Genomic DNA, 16,556 nt, shown 5'->3' on the forward strand with positions numbered 1-16,556 from the left:
TTTATTTATTTTCTTTCGATATCGAAAATTTCTTTTTCATCAAACATTTTTTTGATGTCTTGTTTTGAAAAATTATAGATATCAATGTAATTTTCGTCTTTATCAATATTATCTAAATCCGATTTTCTGTTGGTTTGTAATTGGTTTACAAAAACATAAATACTGTCTTTAGTTACTTTTTCAATTTTAAGAGTAGAATAGTAGCCAGCATCTCCATTTACATGATACACATCACCTTTAGTTGGATTAACAATAAACTCGGCATTGTCTGTGTCATTTTGGTAGGAAAAATACATTCCCATTAGTGTTAAAGCTGCAATAATAAAAATACCACTAAAGAACCAAACCGGCGTTTTTACACCTGCTTTTTCTTTTTCATTTTCATATTTATTTTGAATCGCTTCTGGTAACTCTTTCACCTCAAAGGTGCGTTTACAAGTATTACATTCTGTTACGCCAATTTTACTAATTGGAAAGAAAGGAATCCAATACACATGAGCATATTTACCGTATACGCTATAGGTCATGGAAGTTTCGTTGTCACAGTTAGGACATTTTACATTTTTGATTTGTCCGTTGTGGATGTTTTTGGCTCTGGTTCCGTAAAAAATCATATAAAAAAATTAAAGTTGGTTCTATTGTACTACTTCTTCAATGGCATTTTCAAAAAGTTCCGCTAGAGATATTCCTGCTTCACGAGCTTGTTGAGGTAAAATACTTTCATTGGTTAAACCAGGTACCGTATTCATTTCTAACATATGTGGTTCTCCATTGACTAAGATAAATTCGCTACGAGAAAAACCTTTCATTTTCAATACTTCATATGCTTTTTTTGCAACCGCTTCAACTTTTTCCTGTACTCCTTTGGATAATCGGGCTGGCGTAATTTCTTGAGATTTACCTAAATATTTGGCTTCATAATCAAAAAAGTCATTTTCAGAAACAATTTCGGTAATGGGTAATACTTTAGTTTCTCCTTTATAACTAATCACCCCTACTGAAACTTCAGTTCCGTCTAAAAAGCTTTCAATAATCACTTCATTGTCTTCTTTAAAAGCCGTTTCGATTGCGGGTAAAAAATCAGCTTTAGCATGTACTTTGGTAATACCAAAACTGGAACCCGATTTATTTGGTTTTACAAAACAAGGCAAACCTACTTTTTCTAAAATGGTATCTACAGGAATGTCATCCCCTAAATTTAGATAATGAGAAGTAGCTGTTTTAATGCCATAAGGTTTTAAAACCGAAAGGGTGTCTCTTTTATTAAAAGTCAAGGCCGCTTGATAATAATCACAGGAAGTTTGTGGAAGCTGTAATAATTCAAAATAGGCTTGTAGTAAACCATCTTCTCCAGGTGTACCATGAATAGCATTGAATACCACATCAAAAATCACTTTGGAACCATTAACTGTAACCGAAAAATCACTTTTATCGATTGGATACTCACTTGCATCATCAGCAACATACACCCATTTGTCTTTTAAAATATGTATGCGATAACCCTTATATTTGGAGGGGTTTAAATTTTGATAAACGACATTACCGCTAGTAAGAGAGATTTTGTATTCACTAGAATAACCGCCCATGATGATGGCAACATTTTTCATATAATTCCGTTAATAAGTAAACAAAATTACATTATTTATTTATAACTCTAAATCTTTTCTATTTTATATCTTTGTCAAAATTCAATTTTATGAGCATTAAAAAATTCTTAACCAGTAAAACATTTTTTATTCAGTTAGCCATAGCCTTTGGTATTATTATCGTTTTAGGTTTTGCATTACTTACATTTTTAGATTTTAAAACCAATCATGGAGAGGAAATACCAGTACCCGATTTGTCTAAAATGCAAGTGACTATTGCGGATGAAAAATTAAAAGAGATAGGTTTAGAATTGTTATTATTAGATACCGTTGATTTTAGAAAAGACATGCCCCCTTTTTCAATAGTAGAACAAAGCCCGAAAGCGGGAACTACAGTAAAAGATGGAAGAAAAATCTATGTTAAATTGAACTCAGGTGGTTTTACTGATATTAAATTACCCGATTTCTATGAGAAAACCTACCGTCAAATTAGTGCTAATTTAAAATCATTAGGATTAAAAGAAGGGAAAATTACCTATAAGAAAAACATGGCAAAGGATGTGGTTTTAGGATTAACTCAAAATGGTAAAACACTAAAAGTAGGAGATAAAGTAAAGAAAAATTCTGTTGTGGATTTTATTTTAGGAGATGGGAAAGAGGTTTTTGATGCTTCCGATATCATTTTAGAATCAGAAGAAAATCAGTTACCAGAAGAATTTAAAGAAGGAGAATAAATGACAGATTATACCGTTTCAAACGATGATTTGGAAGACGATTTACACGAGCATCATCGTTTTGTAATTGCTAAAGGGCAACAAGCCTTACGAATTGATAAGTTCTTAATGAATGCTCTAGAAAATACGACAAGAAGCAAAATCCAAAAAGCAGCCGATTCGGGTGCTATTTTTGTGAATGACATTCCTGTTAAATCCAATTATAAAGTCAAACCAGACGATGTAGTGCGTGTAATGCTAGAACACCCACCTTATGAACACCTTTTAAAAGGTGAAAACATTCCTTTAGATATAGTTTATGAAGACGATCAATTAATTGTTATCAACAAACCTGCTGGAATGGTGGTGCATCCTGGTCATGGCAATTATTCCGGAACGTTAGTGAATGCTTTGGCCTATCATTTTGATAATTTGCCCATGAACAGTTCAGAACGTCCTGGTTTGGTACACCGAATTGATAAAGATACTTCGGGCTTATTAGTGGTTGCTAAAACCGAGTTGGCTATGGATTATTTAACCAAACAATTTGCTGCTAAAACATCAGAAAGAGAATATGTAGCCTTAGTTTGGGGAGACATTCAAGAAGAAGAAGGTACTATTGAAGGAAATATTGATAGACACGTTTCCAATAGAATGCAAATGGCAGTATATCCTGATGGCGAAAGAGGAAAACCAGCCGTAACGCACTTTAAAGTTTTGGAACGTTTTGGGTATGTCACTTTAATTTCCTGCCGATTAGAAACAGGAAGAACGCATCAAATAAGAGTGCACATGAAACACATTGGACACACTTTATTTAATGACGAACGTTATGGAGGTAATGTGATTTTAAAAGGAACTACATTTACCAAATACAAGCAATTTGTAGACAATTGTTTTAAAATATTACCAAGACAAGCTTTACATGCTAAAACCTTAGGCTTTGAACATCCTATTACGAAAGAATTTTTACGTTTTAATACAGCTATTCCACAAGATATGGTAGATTGTATTGAAAAATGGAGAGTGTATAGTAAAGCACAAAGTTATACGGAAGAAGAGTAAGAAAAAAGGATTAGCAAATTGTTAATCCTTTTTTAGTTTTTAGTGATTATATCATCATCCGTATTTAGAAGACCGACTTTTCCTTTGGATATGAGTTGGTAGGAAGTAGCATTATTGGAGGTGCGGTAAAAATACTCATTTCCCCAATAATCTAAAATAATATCTTTCTTTAAAGGATTATTTCGGATAATGCTATTTAATTTTTCAGGATATTTACCAAAGCTTTCTTTTTCTTTATTTAATGCGTTTTCAACAGTATGCATTTTTTCCATAGCCTCTTTTTTTGAACCTATAATTATTCGATAAATAGAATAACCTGTTATAAAAAATAATGCAATACTTATTGTTGCGATATAAATTTTTATACTTGGGAGTACTGGAAGACCTGTCTTTTTTTTCTTTTTATATTCTCTTAAAAATTTAATATCTAAAGCCAGAAGTATGCAGTCTATAATGAGTTCTAATAAAAACATAAAGTGGTGTATTATTCAAATATAGTAAAGACTTTATCCATAAAACGAATATAATCATAATTATTTTTGATAGCAATAGTAAACCAAAACTTACTCTTTTTCGTACATTTGAAAAACAATAAAAGCATACTATGAAAATTGTTATTTCACCTGCAAAGTCCTTAGATTTTGAAACCAAATTGCCTACCAATCAATTTACCCAATCTGATTTTTTATCCAAATCGGAAACCATTCATAAAACCCTTAAAAAGAAGAAACCAAAACAGTTGATGGATTTAATGTCTATCTCTGAAAAGTTGGCTGAATTAAATTGGCAACGCAATCAAGAGTGGCAAACGCCTTTTACACCTGAAAATGCGCGCCCAGCGGTTTATGCTTTTAATGGTGATGTATATGTAGGTTTGGATGCCTATACCATTCCAGTAGATCAATTAGAAGTTTTACAAGATAAATTGCGCATTCTTTCTGGGTTATATGGCGTTTTAAAGCCATTGGATTTAATCCAACCGTATCGATTAGAAATGGGAACTTCTTTACCAATTGGAAGCAAGAAAAATCTGTATGAATTTTGGAAAAAACCAATTACAGATGCTTTAAATAAAGAATTGAATAAAGGAGAACTGTTTCTTAATTTAGCCAGCAACGAATATTTTAGTGCAGTGGATACCAAAGCCTTAAAAGTGCCTGTAATTACTCCAGAATTTAAGGATTACAAAGATGGTAAATTAAAAATGATAAGTTTTTTTGCGAAAAAAGCAAGAGGTTTAATGGTGCGTTATATTATTGATACTAAAGCGGAAACGATTGAAGATTTGAAAAAATTCAATTATGAGGGTTATGCTTTTGATGCCAATTTAAGCAAAGGGAATAAATTAGTTTTTACGAGGTAATCCTCTTTTTTCAATTAATAGTATAAGGATAACACCTATAGTATAACAAAGTAAATCAATCCAAGAGAAAGAAGTTCCCAAAACCGTTCGTGCTATTGCATACTTTTGTAGACTTAATTTCTCAACAATGTGGATATACTGTAGGAATTCGATAGTAAAGGAAAATAGTAATACAAATATAGCAGTTGCTTTTACAGAGAATGTAAAAAAGGATTGCATGCAACAATAAAGTAATAGTACCACGAGTACATCACCTATATAAGGACGAATGAAGTCATCGTGTATATAAAGCGCAATACCTACTTCAATTAAAAAGAGTAGGATAGTAGCTATAAAGTAGTGTTTTTTAAACTGAAACATACTAGCGATTCGAATATACAATCAAAGATACAGAATGCAAACCATTAGAAATAAAAAAGTCCAAGAGTTTACTTGGACTTTTTTTATGATTTTAAAAACATTAATGCAAGGCTTCACTCACATCAACCGTAGATTTACTTTTCTTAATCACTAATATTATAGGGACACAAATTAAAAAGAGCACTCCTAAAAACATAAACACATCCATATAAGCGAGAATCGTACTTTGTTTGGTTACACTTAAATCTAAAACTTTATGGGCCTTGCTTAGCGCTTCATTAAAAGAATATCCTTTTGCCATAAAGCCTTGTTGCAATTGCTGAATTCTATTTTGAACTTCTAATTTGGTTACATCTAATTTTGAGACTAAATTCATTCTATGATTTTGACCATAACGCGAAATTAAAGTAGTAATGATTGCAATACCAAAAGAACCTCCTAATTGACGTAACATTCCTGTAAAAGCGGCACCTTCACCAATACTTTTTCCTTTCAAGCTGGATAGTGATAAGGTGGTAATGGGTACAAAAAGTAATCCTAAACCTAAACCTCTAAAAATTAACGGCCAAAACATAGCTTCACTACTAGTATCGGGAGTAATTAATTTATACATCCAAAAAGTAAACACAAAGAAAAATAGAAAACCTAATGCAATAAGGTAATTTTGTGGGACTCCTTTTTGTAATAGTTTACCAATAAAAGGCATGGAAAAAGCAGTCATTAAGGAACTAGGAATTAATAATAAACCTGCATCTGTTGCTGTCCATCCTAATATCGATTGAGTATAAATTGGGATAATAAAGGTAGATCCATAGATTCCAAAACCCAATACAAAACTTAAAACTGTTCCCACTTTTAAATTCATGTCCTTTAGAACCCTTAAATTAACAATTGGGAATTCGTAAGTGAGTTCTCTCCATATAAAAAAGAATAAACCTAAGAAACTAATAATACTTAATGCTAAAATGGTAGTATCATTAAACCAATCGTCTTGTTGACCGTGTTCTAAAACAAATTGCAACGAGCCTATGAAAGTTGCCAAAGTAACAATTCCCCACCAATCAACCTGTTTTTTACTTAGTTTTTCACCATATTTTGGGCTTTTCACATAGCGCAATGTTAATAAAGTAGCAATGATACCAATAGGAACATTAATGTAGAAAATATAAGGCCAAGAGTAATTATCAACTATATATCCTCCTAAAGGCGGTCCTAAAGTTGGGCCAACAATAATTCCTAATCCGTAAATAGCCTGAGCCATTCCTCTTTTTTCTTCAGGATAACTTTCGGTTATAATGGTTTGTGAAGTTACTAACAAAGCTCCACCACCTAAACCTTGAATGAATCGAAACAGTACCAGTTCCCAAATTCCCGATGCATTTCCGCAAAGGAAAGAAGCAACGGTAAATATAAGGATAGAAGCGGCAAAATAATTGCGTCTACCAAATTGTTGCGACAACCAACTTGTCATTGGTATAATAATTACATTCGCAATTGCATAAGCTGTAATTACCCAAGCTACATCTGTTAAACTAGCTCCAAGACTACCTTTCATGTCGTTCAGAGCTACATTCACAATGGTCGTATCTACAATTTCCAGTAAAGCACATAATACGGCTGTAATAGTAATAATAACTCTATTAAAACCATATTGAACTAAACTTTCATCATGAACAGTGGGTGCACTCATCTTATTTTAGATATACATCTACTTCTACGTTCATACCTGAGCGTAATAATTTCAATGCTTCGTTATTTTTAGATTCTAATTCAATTTTAACAGGTACACGCTGAACTGTTTTTACAAAGTTTCCTGAAGCATTATCTGGAGGTAATAAAGAAAAACGAGATCCTGTTGCTGGAGAAAATGAAGTAATTTTACCTTCAAATTTTTCCTTAGGGAAAGCATCTGCAATGATTTCAACCTTTTGTCCTAATTGCATTTGATTCAATTGCGTTTCTTTGAAGTTAGCAATAACCCATGGATTTTGGTTATCAATCAAATAAAATAATAATTGTCCAGGTTGTACCAATTGTCCGTTTTGGATACTTACAGCAGATAATTGACCGTCTGCTGGAGCAATTACGTAACAATAGGAAAGATTCAACTGAGCTGCTTCATAAACCGCTTTGGCTTTCATAATATTTGCAGCAGCTACTTCCACTTGTTTGTTAGATACATTGGAACGAGAGATGGCAGCATTTTTTAAATAGTTGCTTGCATTTCTTTGTTCTTGAACCACTTTTAAATTGGTTTCAGCTTCTTGTTTAGCAGCTAAAGCCTGTTCGTATTGTTGTTTTGTAATCGATTTATTGTTATATAAATTTTCATAACGCTCAAAATCATTTGTAGCTCTCCATAATTTGGTTTTTGCCGCTTCAATAGCATTTTCAGTTGATTTTGAATTCGCATTAGAAACGGAAACATTTGCTAAAGCGCCACCCGTATCTGCTTTAGAAACTTCAAGACTGTTTTGTGCAATAAGTAAAGCGGCTTGTGCTTCTTTTTCTTTTACCAAATAATCTTGAGGATCAATAACAAAAAGGGTATCTCCTTTTTTTACAAATTGGTTATCCGTAACATATACTTTTTTAACATAACCTGAAACTCTTGGTATAATAGGGTTCATGTTTTGTTGAATTTGAGCATCATCTGTAGTTTCATGTGCTAAGGAATGGAAGTATTTGTAACCACCATAGCTAAGACCTAATACCACAATTACAATTAATATTAGGGTGAATTTCTTATTTGTCTTCTTTTTTTCCATCAGTATCTCTTAGTTAATGTTGAATGATTGGGTTAATTTTCCTTGTTGGTATAATAATTCATAATATTTTTCTTGAATATCTGAAGTAGCAATAGCGTAATTTATTTTAGCTTGAATTTGATCTACATCGGCTTCTAATAAATCATTCGTGGTTGATAAACCATTATCATATTTATCTTTTACAATACGATAATTTTCGGTTGCTTGTTCTTGTGCTTTTAAATACACCTCTTTTTGCTGAACTGCTAATTCATAATTAGCATTAGCTTCTTGAATTTCTTCCTTAATTTTATCGGTAAGAATGGCAATTTGTTGGGTTGTTTCTAAGGTCTTGCTTTTTGCTTTTTCAACTTCCTTTTTATTTTTAAATAGAGAAGAGAAATCATACGAAATACCAGCTCCAAAATTCATTGCATTGGTAATTGTAAAAGCATTTTTAACATCTAGTGCAATATAACCACCAATCAAGTTGATAGATGGTAAATAATTCCCTTTCGCAATTTTAATATTGCTTTTTAAGGCTTCTTCTTGATATTGTAAGGCTTCTAAATCTTTTCTCTCAGTTGTAGTTTCGGTAACAATATCAGTTGTTTTTTCAACACTGTTTTCAGGAATTTCGATAACGGTTCCTTCTGGTAGTTGCAAAAGATTGGCCAATTGATAGTTTAAAACAGAATAATTTTTTTTGGCTGTAGCCAATGACAATTGAATATTAGATTCTTGCAATTGCGCTTTTAATAAATCATTATGGGCTAGTAAACCATTGTCTTCCATTGCTTGAAAATCAAGCACACGTTGCTGTGCTGTTTTTAGAAAATCTTCGGTTAATTGAATCATTTGATTGGTTTTGTATAATCCATAGTATAATTGAGTAACTGCTAAAGCCACTTGTTCTTTTGTATGTTGAGCGTGACTAATTTCTGCTTTATTGATGCTTTTTGCAGCTTCAATACCATTTTGAATTTTAAAGCCATTGAAAACAGGTATCGTAGCTGTAGCTTGACCAATCATCAATTGATTAATATCTAAACCATTTCCGCCCGATTGAGGTGCTAAATTGCCTTTAATTTTAGCTTGCGTTAATCTGAAATATTGTCCAGAAACAGATAAGTTTGGCAATTGATTGTTTTTTACGGTTTTCAATTCCCATTCCGAGGTTTTCACTTTAGTGTCTGCCAAAATAGCTTGATTACTTTGGGAAACACCCATACGAATAGCTTCTTCTAAGGAAAGTGATTTCGCATTTTGCGCTTGCAGAAAAGGGGTTAGTAGGAGTACAAAATAGAGTACAAGTAGATTCTTATTATTCATATTTATTGAATTAACATTCCTAAAATTATATTTGACATATCATTGGTAAATTCATTTAAGATGTAGTTTTCAAAAGAAATTTCATCTTCTAGACCAATTAATTCTTGATAAAACTTTTTATTATTATAAATCTGGAAGAAAGCTCCAATTACAATAGGAGGAATTAATACCGATTTGCAATTTTGTTTAAAAACACCTTCATTTTGTCCTTCTTGGATGATGTCTTCTAAAAGTTTTAAATTGTTTTTTTTGATTTCTGAGAAAGCAGGAAAATTGCTCGTTCTGTTTTGATTGACTATTTCGTAATGTAGAATTTGATAGATATCTCTATTTTCATAAATACGTTTAATATAAATAGCTACAAATTTGCCAACCTTTTCTTTTGGTGTAATGTTTTCAGCTTGTAGATTTTCCAGCATTAAACGAAAGGAAGAAAGACGATATAAAATAATAGCATCTAGTAATTTTTCTTTAGAACCAAAATAATAGGAAACCATAGCCACATTGATGTCTGCAGCTTTCGCAATTTCTCTAATAGAAGTACCATCAAACCCTTTTTCGGCAAATAATTTTTCAGTTATTGAAATGATTTCTATTTGCTTCGGATTGTATTCTGTCATTTCATAAAATTTTAAATCCGATACAAATTTAAACAATTGTTTAAATTAAACGTTTGTTTAAATTCTCTTTAACAAAAAATTAACATTTTTTTAGGTAATGATAACTTTTTGAATGTATAGTATTGGTTTATTTTAGGCTCTTCACAAAATCTTTAATATTAGAAATAGGATTTTGAGCTAAAAACGTTATAAATGCGCTACCGATAATAGCACCTTTTTGATGTGTAGTTGCTTGAGTAAAAGTGGTAGTATCTTTTATACCAAAACCAACAATTTGGGGGTTATTCAACTGTAAACTTTCAATATGTTTAAAGTAATGGATTTGTTCTTCCCTAAATCCACTTTGACTGCCTGTTACCGAAGCAGAACTAACCATGTAAATGAAACTATCTGAAATGGAATCTATTTGCAAGATTCTTTCCTTGGAAGTTTGTGGTGTTATTAAAAAGATATTTTTTAGGTTGTATTTTTCGAATAAATTTTTATATTCATTTTCATAGACATATAAGGGTAAATCGGGGATAATGAGTCCGTCAATTCCTATTTGGTGACATTTTTGACAAAATTTTTCCATGCCAAATTGCATCATAGGATTGAAATAACCCATAATTAGTAATGGAATTTGGACCGTTTTACGAATGTCTTTTAATTGTTCAAAAAGTAGGGAAGTGGTCATTCCATTTGCAATGGCCTGCGTTGAACTTTCTTGAATTGTTGGTCCGTCTGCTAAAGGATCGGAAAAGGGCAAACCAATTTCAATCATATCCACACCATTTTGTTGTAATTCTTGAATAATAGAAACAGTATCATTTAGTTTAGGATATCCTGCTGTAAAATATATAGAAAGTAATTTTTTATTTTGTTGTAAACTTTGGTTTATTCTGTTCATCATATTTTTGGTTTAAAAGTTTAAGGGTTAATTGTTTAAAAGGTTTAGCTAACAATTAATCACTTAAATTAAAATAATCGATATAGGTATTTAGATCTTTGTCTCCTCTTCCAGAAAGGTTTATCACCACAATGTCATCGGGTTGAAAGTTTTTTTTGTTTAATACAGCAAAAGCATGTGCCGATTCAATGGCTGGAATAATACCTTCCATTTTCGATAAAGCTAATCCTGCTTCCATAGCATCAGCATCAGTTATGGCAATAAACTCTGCTCTGTTAGAGTCATGTAAATGCGCATGTAACGGACCAACACCAGGATAATCTAAACCAGCTGAAATAGAATATGGTTCGGTGATTTGACCGTCTTCTGTTTGCATTAAAAGTGTTTTACTTCCATGTATAATTCCAATTTTACCTAAAACAGAAGTAGCTGCACTTTCACCAGAATCAACTCCATGGCCTGCCGCTTCAACAGCTATTAATTGTACGGATTCATTTTCTAAAAATTCAAAAAAGGCTCCAGCAGCATTACTACCTCCACCTACACAGGCAATCACATAATCTGGATTTTCTTTACCTTCTTGATCTTGAAGTTGGTTTTTGATTTCTTTCGAAATGACACTTTGAAAACGAGCTACCATGTCTGGATAAGGATGTGGCCCAACTACAGATCCAATAATGTAAAACGTATCTACAGGATTGTTGATCCAGTCTCTAATTGCTTCGTTAGTTGCGTCTTTTAATGTTTTTGAACCAGAAGTTGCTGGTCGAACTATAGCACCTAACATTTTCATACGGGCTACATTGGGAGCTTGTCTTTGAATATCAATTTCTCCCATGTAAACGATACATTCCAATCCCATAAGAGCACATACTGTGGCAGTAGCCACTCCATGTTGGCCAGCACCAGTTTCAGCAATAATTCTTTTCTTACCTAATCTTTTAGCCATTAGGATTTGACCAATGGTATTGTTTACTTTATGAGCACCAGTATGGCATAAATCTTCTCTTTTTAAGTAAATTTTTGTATGGTATTTTTCGGAGAGTCTTTTTGCAAAATAAAGTGGAGTAGGCCTTCCTACATATTGTTGTAATAAATGGTTGAATTCTTCCTGAAAGGAGGGTTCTGCCATTATTTTTAAATAGTTTTCTTTCAGTTCTTCCACATTTGGGTACAACATTTCTGGAATAAATGCACCACCAAATTTTCCATAAAACCCCAATTCATTTACACTATATTTCGTTTTCATATAATCTTCTTTTTAATCGTTTTAGTTTTGAATAATTTTTAAATCCTTTCTTTTTTTCGAAGCGACTGTTTACATCTATTCCATGACAATATTTTGCATTTTCTGTACTTAGAAAAGATTTTATAGCATCGACGCTGGTTAGGCCAATTCCTCCACTTAAAAAAAAGGGTTTTTCTAAGGTATATTGCGAAAGCAAATCCCAATCAAATGAAATACCATTGCCACCTGGAAGTTTTCCTTTAGTATCAAAGAGAAAGTAATCGATATGAGGTTCGTAAGTCGTAAGTTGTTTAAAATCAAAATTTTCATCAACAGAAAAGGCCTTGATAACATCAACACCATACGATTTTATTACTTCACAAAACTCTGGAGTTTCTGAACCGTGTAGTTGAACAACATCAAAAGTATAGTAATCAACAATACTCTTTATTTTTTCTTCCTCTTCGTCTACAAATACAGCCACTTTTTTAATAGGGCTAGGTACTTCTAAAATTTCATTGGTATCAAATTTTCGTTGGGATTTTTCCCAAAAAATAAACCCTAAATAGTCTGGATGTAAAGTGCTAATATCTTGAATATTCTCAGGATATTTCATTCCACATATTTTTAATTTAATGTCTACCATTTGTAATTGTATTTATAAATTCTTTTGCAGTAGCTCCTGGGTTATTGGTTTTCATAAAATGTTCGCCCATTAAAAAGCCTTGATAACCGTATTGTTGTAGTTCTTTAACCGCTTCTATGGAACTAATGCCACTTTCTGAAACTTTTACAAAGTTATCTGGAATTAAGGATGCTAATTCTTTACTATAATCTAAACTTACTTCAAATGTTTTTAAGTTTCGATTGTTTACACCAACCATGTCTAAACTGGGCATAATTGCTTTTTCTAATTCTTCGCGATTATGTACTTCTAACAATACTTCTAATGCTAAACTTTGTGCCAATTCCGATAATTGTTTTATTTCTTCTCTTGTTAAAACAGCAGCAATTAATAAAATAGTATCAGCTCCATACGCTTTAGCTTCAATAATTTGATATTCATCGACAATAAATTCTTTTCGTAATAAAGGAATCGTTACGGAAGCTTTTGCTAATAACAAATCATCTAAACTACCACCAAAATACTTGCCATCAGTTAAGACAGAAATTCCACAAGCACCAGCATTTTGATATCCAACAACAACTTCTTCAACTGTATGGGTATTATTAATCTCTGATTTCGATGGAGAACGACGTTTGTGTTCTGATATAATCCCTGATAAGCTGTTTTTAAGTAATTTGGACATCGAATACGTACGTTCGTTAAACAGAACAGAAGTTTCCAATTGAGTTATAGGAATAATGCTTTTTTTCAGTACTACTTCTCTTTTTTTATCGAGGATAATTTTATCAAGGATATTCATGGTTTTATTTACTTATTTCAATTAGTCTTTTTAATTTTTCAAAAGCTTTCCCACTATCTAAGCTTTCTTGCGCTTGCGAAAATGCGTCAGCAAAGCTATTTTTGTTAACGGTTTGTATGGCAATTGCTGCATTTACGCAAACAACGTTATTTTGTTCTTCTGAACCTTTTCCAGAAATTACATCATAGAATATTTGTGCGGCTTCATCTGTTGTATTTCCACCTTTTATTTTTTCTAATTCAATTGTGGGTAATTGAAAATCTTTTGGTTTTACAATATTTTCTGAAGTATTGGTTATAATCTTAACTTCATCCGTTAAAGAAACTTCATCAAAACCACTTAATCCATGAAGAATGCTATAATTAGTAGTTGTGTTTTGGTACAAATAAGCATACATTCGAGCTAATTCTAAACTAAAAACCCCTACCATTTGGTTTTTTGGAAAAGATGGATTTACCATGGGGCCTAACATGTTAAAGAAGGTTTTTACACCTAATTCTTTACGAATAGGTCCTACATTTTTCATGGCTGGGTGAAATAAAGGGGCATGAAGTATAGCGATGTTGGTTTCTTCGATAGATTGAGTTAAAAAAGCGATATCATTTGTAAATTTTACACCCATTTTCTCCATGACGTTACTTGAACCAGAAATAGAAGAAACACCATAGTTCCCATGTTTGGCTACTTTAATTCCTGCACCAGCAACAATAAAAGAGGCTAAAGTTGAAATATTGAACGTATCTTTACCATCACCACCTGTCCCACATAAGTCAATCGTGTTGTAAGCAGAAAAATCAACAGGAATACACAATTCTAACAAAGCTTCTCTAAACCCTGATAATTCTTCAATAGTAATGCTTCGCATCATGTAAACGGTTAAAAACGAGGCAATTTGACTGGCATTATAATTACCAGCGGATATATTAACTAATACCTCTTTAGCTTCTGCTTTTGAAAGTATTTCGTGATTGATTAATCGATTTAATATTGTTTTCATAGTTGGTTTTGTGAGGGATACTTGAATAAATTTTATAAAACAGTATATTTAATTCTAAAGGTTTTCAACTGCTCTTGAAACAATCAAATAAGCGTTTCTTGAGCAGCCTTATATAGCTTAATTCTTCAACCAATTTTCAAGAATTTTTTTACCATTTGGCGTTAATACACTTTCAGGATGATATTGAACGCCTCTTACATCATAGGTTTTATGTTTCATAGACATAATTTGCCCGTTTTCATCAATGGAAGTAATAATCAACTCTTCTGGTAAATTTTCATTGGCCACAACCCAAGAATGGTAACGACCCACTTCAGTAATTTTGGGTAAATCTTGAAAAATGAAATCATCTTCTATTTGTGTAACTTGAGTAGCTACACCATGATATACTTTGTCTAAATTAATCAGTTTACCTCCAAAAACTTCACCAATGGCTTGTAAACCTAAACAAACTCCAAAGATACTTTTTGTAGGAGCATATTTTTTAATCACTGCTTTTAAAAGACCAGCTTCTTCTGGAATGCCAGGACCTGGAGACAATACAATTTTATCGAATGATTCTAGTTCTTCCAGTTCAAATTCATCATTTCTGAATACGGTAACTTCTGCGTGTAAGTCTTCCAAATAATGTACTAAATTATAAGTGAAGCTATCATAATTGTCGATTACTACTATTTTCATATGGTAGGTATTAAACGTTTAAAGGATTAAAAGTTTGAAAACTTGAGCAACACTTTTAATCTTAATTTTTTAATTATTATATATTTTCAGCTAAATCCAACGCTTTTTGTAAGGCATTTAATTTATTATACACTTCTTGAGTTTCATTTTCTTCCAAAGAATCTGAAACAATACCAGCACCAGCTTGAAAGTACAAAGTGTGGTTTTTACTTAAGAAACTTCGTATCATAATAGCATGATTGAAATTACCTTTAAAATCCATGAATCCGATTGCGCCACCATAAAAACTTCTGTTTGTTTTTTCGATAGATTCGATTAATTCCATCGCTTTGTATTTTGGTGCACCACTTAAAGTTCCTGCTGGAAAAGTTTTTGCTACTAATTCCATAAAAGGATGATTGGGTTTTAGTTTTCCAGTTACTTTGGAAACCAAATGAATCACATGAGAAAAAAATTGTACTTCTTTATATTTTTCTACTGTAACTTCTTCACAGCTTCTACTCAAATCATTGCGAGCTAGGTCTACCAACATCACATGTTCGCTATTTTCTTTAGTGTCTTCAGTTAATTTTTTGGCTAATTGAGCATCTTTTTCATCATTTCCTGTGCGTTTAAATGTTCCAGCAATGGGATGAATTTCTGCTAAATTATTTTTAATAACCAATTGAGCCTCTGGAGAAGAACCAAAAATTTTGAAATTTCCATAATCGAAATAAAATAAATACGGGGAAGGATTTATACTTCTCAAAGCGCGATATACGTTAAACTCGTCTCCTTTAAAAGCCTGTGAAAATCTTCTGGATAAAACCAATTGAAATACATCACCTCGTTGACAATGTTTTTTAGCTTTGGTAACATATTCTTTAAAATCGGAATCGGTTAAATTTGAAATTACGGTTCCTGATTTGGTAAAGGAAAAAGAAGCAAAATTTTTAGCTTGTAATAGTTGTTCGATTTCAGCAATGTTAGTATCATTACTATAAGAATGACAAAAAATATAAGCCTCATTTTTAAAATGGTTAATTGCAATTATATTTTGGTAAACCGCATAATAAATTTCTGGAATTTTATTTTCTAAAGATTTAGTTTCGATTTTAATACTTTCAAAATATGGTATGGCATCGTAAGCGATATATCCGAATAAACCTTGAGTAATAAACTTAAAATTCGTTTCTTCAGTAATGAATCTTTTACAAAATTGTTCCATTTCATGGGCGACTTGTACAGATTCATCTATAGGAATAATTTCGGAATACCCATCAGGGAATTGTGTTTCAATTTTTTGATTCTCTATTTTTATAGAAGCAATAGGATTAAAACAGACATAGGAAAAGCTATTGTCATTCCCATGATAATCACTACTTTCAAGTAGAATACTATTTGGAAATCGATCTCTTATTTTCAAATACACACTTACTGGTGTTATAGTGTCTGCCAGAATTTGTTTAAAATGCGTTTTAAGTGGGTACGTTTTCATGGTTTACATTCATTTAAATTTTATAATAAAAAAAAAGGCTTGTCGTGATTGACAAGCCTTTTCTATGTATT

General features: G+C 32.0%; 18 protein-coding genes. 3 read left to right on the forward strand and 15 right to left on the reverse strand.

The window, feature by feature from the left end:
- Positions 1-5 precede the first annotated feature (5 nt).
- Both NHF47_RS09820 and NHF47_RS09825 read right to left on the reverse strand, forming a co-directional pair.
- On the reverse strand, positions 6-614 hold the full coding sequence (locus NHF47_RS09820; RefSeq protein ID WP_252764749.1) for a zinc-ribbon domain-containing protein: 609 nt from the start codon (positions 612-614) through the stop codon (positions 6-8).
- 21 nt (positions 615-635) lie between these two features.
- On the reverse strand, positions 636-1,607 hold the full coding sequence (locus tag NHF47_RS09825) for a D-alanine--D-alanine ligase (protein WP_252764750.1): 972 nt from the start codon (positions 1,605-1,607) through the stop codon (positions 636-638).
- An 89-nt stretch (positions 1,608-1,696) separates the two neighbouring features.
- Here NHF47_RS09825 and NHF47_RS09830 point away from each other — a divergent pair, with 89 nt between their 5' ends.
- Both NHF47_RS09830 and NHF47_RS09835 read left to right on the forward strand, forming a co-directional pair.
- On the forward strand, positions 1,697-2,320 hold the full coding sequence (locus NHF47_RS09830; protein ID WP_252764751.1) for a PASTA domain-containing protein: 624 nt from the start codon (positions 1,697-1,699) through the stop codon (positions 2,318-2,320).
- On the forward strand, positions 2,321-3,364 hold the full coding sequence (locus NHF47_RS09835) for an RluA family pseudouridine synthase (RefSeq protein ID WP_252764752.1): 1,044 nt from the start codon (positions 2,321-2,323) through the stop codon (positions 3,362-3,364).
- A gap of 32 nt (positions 3,365-3,396) precedes the next feature.
- On the opposite strand, the gene NHF47_RS09840 is transcribed toward NHF47_RS09835, so the two are convergent.
- The gene (locus NHF47_RS09840; protein ID WP_252764753.1) at positions 3,397-3,837 is read right to left on the reverse strand and encodes a type II secretion system protein GspG; all 441 of its coding nucleotides are present in this window, start codon (positions 3,835-3,837) and stop codon (positions 3,397-3,399) included.
- Positions 3,838-3,968: 131 nt separating this feature from the next.
- Here NHF47_RS09840 and yaaA point away from each other — a divergent pair, with 131 nt between their 5' ends.
- Positions 3,969-4,727: a peroxide stress protein YaaA gene (yaaA, locus tag NHF47_RS09845; RefSeq protein WP_252764754.1), complete on the forward strand. Its 759-nt coding sequence runs from the start codon at positions 3,969-3,971 to the stop codon at positions 4,725-4,727.
- Here the strand turns inward: yaaA and NHF47_RS09850 are convergent.
- The 12 genes from NHF47_RS09850 to NHF47_RS09905 form a co-directional block, all read right to left on the reverse strand.
- Complete coding sequence (locus NHF47_RS09850) at positions 4,710-5,087, reverse strand: DUF2809 domain-containing protein (protein ID WP_252764755.1); 378 nt, start codon at positions 5,085-5,087, stop codon at positions 4,710-4,712. The genes yaaA and NHF47_RS09850 overlap by 18 nt on opposite strands.
- Before the next feature lie 100 nt (positions 5,088-5,187).
- Entirely contained in the window at positions 5,188-6,777 is a 1,590-nt protein-coding gene (locus NHF47_RS09855) for an MDR family MFS transporter (RefSeq protein WP_252764756.1), read from the reverse strand.
- A gap of 1 nt (position 6,778) precedes the next feature.
- Positions 6,779-7,855, reverse strand: coding sequence for an HlyD family secretion protein (locus NHF47_RS09860; protein WP_252764757.1), 1,077 nt, complete (start codon positions 7,853-7,855; stop codon positions 6,779-6,781).
- A 9-nt stretch (positions 7,856-7,864) separates the two neighbouring features.
- A complete protein-coding gene (locus NHF47_RS09865) occupies positions 7,865-9,166 on the reverse strand; it encodes a TolC family protein (protein WP_252764758.1) in 1,302 nt (433 codons plus the stop codon).
- 2 nt (positions 9,167-9,168) lie between these two features.
- Positions 9,169-9,786 carry a TetR/AcrR family transcriptional regulator gene (locus NHF47_RS09870; RefSeq protein ID WP_252764759.1) on the reverse strand — a complete coding sequence of 206 codons (618 nt, stop codon included), beginning with the start codon at positions 9,784-9,786 and terminating at the stop codon, positions 9,169-9,171.
- Positions 9,787-9,913: 127 nt separating this feature from the next.
- Positions 9,914-10,675 (reverse strand): tryptophan synthase subunit alpha, encoded by a 762-nt coding sequence (gene trpA, locus NHF47_RS09875; protein ID WP_252766083.1) that lies wholly within the window; start codon positions 10,673-10,675, stop codon positions 9,914-9,916.
- Positions 10,676-10,730: 55 nt separating this feature from the next.
- Positions 10,731-11,924 carry a tryptophan synthase subunit beta gene (gene trpB / locus NHF47_RS09880; protein ID WP_252764760.1) on the reverse strand — a complete coding sequence of 398 codons (1,194 nt, stop codon included), beginning with the start codon at positions 11,922-11,924 and terminating at the stop codon, positions 10,731-10,733.
- Complete coding sequence (locus NHF47_RS09885; RefSeq protein ID WP_252764761.1) at positions 11,908-12,519, reverse strand: phosphoribosylanthranilate isomerase; 612 nt, start codon at positions 12,517-12,519, stop codon at positions 11,908-11,910. Before NHF47_RS09885 ends, trpB begins: the two co-directional genes overlap by 17 nt.
- A 16-nt stretch (positions 12,520-12,535) precedes the next feature.
- Positions 12,536-13,330 carry an indole-3-glycerol phosphate synthase TrpC gene (gene trpC / locus NHF47_RS09890; protein WP_252764762.1) on the reverse strand — a complete coding sequence of 265 codons (795 nt, stop codon included), beginning with the start codon at positions 13,328-13,330 and terminating at the stop codon, positions 12,536-12,538.
- 4 nt (positions 13,331-13,334) lie between these two features.
- On the reverse strand, positions 13,335-14,327 hold the full coding sequence (gene trpD / locus NHF47_RS09895) for an anthranilate phosphoribosyltransferase (RefSeq protein WP_252764763.1): 993 nt from the start codon (positions 14,325-14,327) through the stop codon (positions 13,335-13,337).
- A gap of 117 nt (positions 14,328-14,444) precedes the next feature.
- Positions 14,445-15,008: an aminodeoxychorismate/anthranilate synthase component II gene (locus NHF47_RS09900; protein ID WP_252764764.1), complete on the reverse strand. Its 564-nt coding sequence runs from the start codon at positions 15,006-15,008 to the stop codon at positions 14,445-14,447.
- Positions 15,009-15,084: 76 nt separating this feature from the next.
- Positions 15,085-16,485 (reverse strand): anthranilate synthase component I family protein, encoded by a 1,401-nt coding sequence (locus tag NHF47_RS09905; RefSeq protein ID WP_252764765.1) that lies wholly within the window; start codon positions 16,483-16,485, stop codon positions 15,085-15,087.
- Positions 16,486-16,556 lie beyond the last annotated feature (71 nt).

Source organism: Flavobacterium sp. NRK F7 (genome assembly GCF_024054195.1).
Classification (GTDB): domain Bacteria; phylum Bacteroidota; class Bacteroidia; order Flavobacteriales; family Flavobacteriaceae; genus Flavobacterium.

What these genes read in the sequence shown, in the direction of transcription:
- trpB (WP_252764760.1), bottom strand. Translation starts at nt 11,924, where the DNA reads ATGAAAACGAAATATAGTGTAAATGAATTGGGGTTTTATGGAAAATTT.
- yaaA (WP_252764754.1), top strand. Translation starts at nt 3,969, where the DNA reads ATGAAAATTGTTATTTCACCTGCAAAGTCCTTAGATTTTGAAACCAAA.
- NHF47_RS09820 (WP_252764749.1), bottom strand. Translation starts at nt 614, where the DNA reads ATGATTTTTTACGGAACCAGAGCCAAAAACATCCACAACGGACAAATC.
- NHF47_RS09830 (WP_252764751.1), top strand. Translation starts at nt 1,697, where the DNA reads ATGAGCATTAAAAAATTCTTAACCAGTAAAACATTTTTTATTCAGTTA.
- trpA (WP_252766083.1), bottom strand. Translation starts at nt 10,675, where the DNA reads ATGAACAGAATAAACCAAAGTTTACAACAAAATAAAAAATTACTTTCT.
- NHF47_RS09870 (WP_252764759.1), bottom strand. Translation starts at nt 9,786, where the DNA reads ATGACAGAATACAATCCGAAGCAAATAGAAATCATTTCAATAACTGAA.
- NHF47_RS09900 (WP_252764764.1), bottom strand. Translation starts at nt 15,008, where the DNA reads ATGAAAATAGTAGTAATCGACAATTATGATAGCTTCACTTATAATTTA.
- NHF47_RS09855 (WP_252764756.1), bottom strand. Translation starts at nt 6,777, where the DNA reads ATGAGTGCACCCACTGTTCATGATGAAAGTTTAGTTCAATATGGTTTT.
- NHF47_RS09840 (WP_252764753.1), bottom strand. Translation starts at nt 3,837, where the DNA reads ATGTTTTTATTAGAACTCATTATAGACTGCATACTTCTGGCTTTAGAT.
- NHF47_RS09885 (WP_252764761.1), bottom strand. Translation starts at nt 12,519, where the DNA reads ATGAAATATCCTGAGAATATTCAAGATATTAGCACTTTACATCCAGAC.
- NHF47_RS09905 (WP_252764765.1), bottom strand. Translation starts at nt 16,485, where the DNA reads ATGAAAACGTACCCACTTAAAACGCATTTTAAACAAATTCTGGCAGAC.
- trpD (WP_252764763.1), bottom strand. Translation starts at nt 14,327, where the DNA reads ATGAAAACAATATTAAATCGATTAATCAATCACGAAATACTTTCAAAA.
- NHF47_RS09860 (WP_252764757.1), bottom strand. Translation starts at nt 7,855, where the DNA reads ATGGAAAAAAAGAAGACAAATAAGAAATTCACCCTAATATTAATTGTA.
- NHF47_RS09825 (WP_252764750.1), bottom strand. Translation starts at nt 1,607, where the DNA reads ATGAAAAATGTTGCCATCATCATGGGCGGTTATTCTAGTGAATACAAA.
- NHF47_RS09850 (WP_252764755.1), bottom strand. Translation starts at nt 5,087, where the DNA reads ATGTTTCAGTTTAAAAAACACTACTTTATAGCTACTATCCTACTCTTT.
- NHF47_RS09865 (WP_252764758.1), bottom strand. Translation starts at nt 9,166, where the DNA reads ATGAATAATAAGAATCTACTTGTACTCTATTTTGTACTCCTACTAACC.
- trpC (WP_252764762.1), bottom strand. Translation starts at nt 13,330, where the DNA reads ATGAATATCCTTGATAAAATTATCCTCGATAAAAAAAGAGAAGTAGTA.
- NHF47_RS09835 (WP_252764752.1), top strand. Translation starts at nt 2,321, where the DNA reads ATGACAGATTATACCGTTTCAAACGATGATTTGGAAGACGATTTACAC.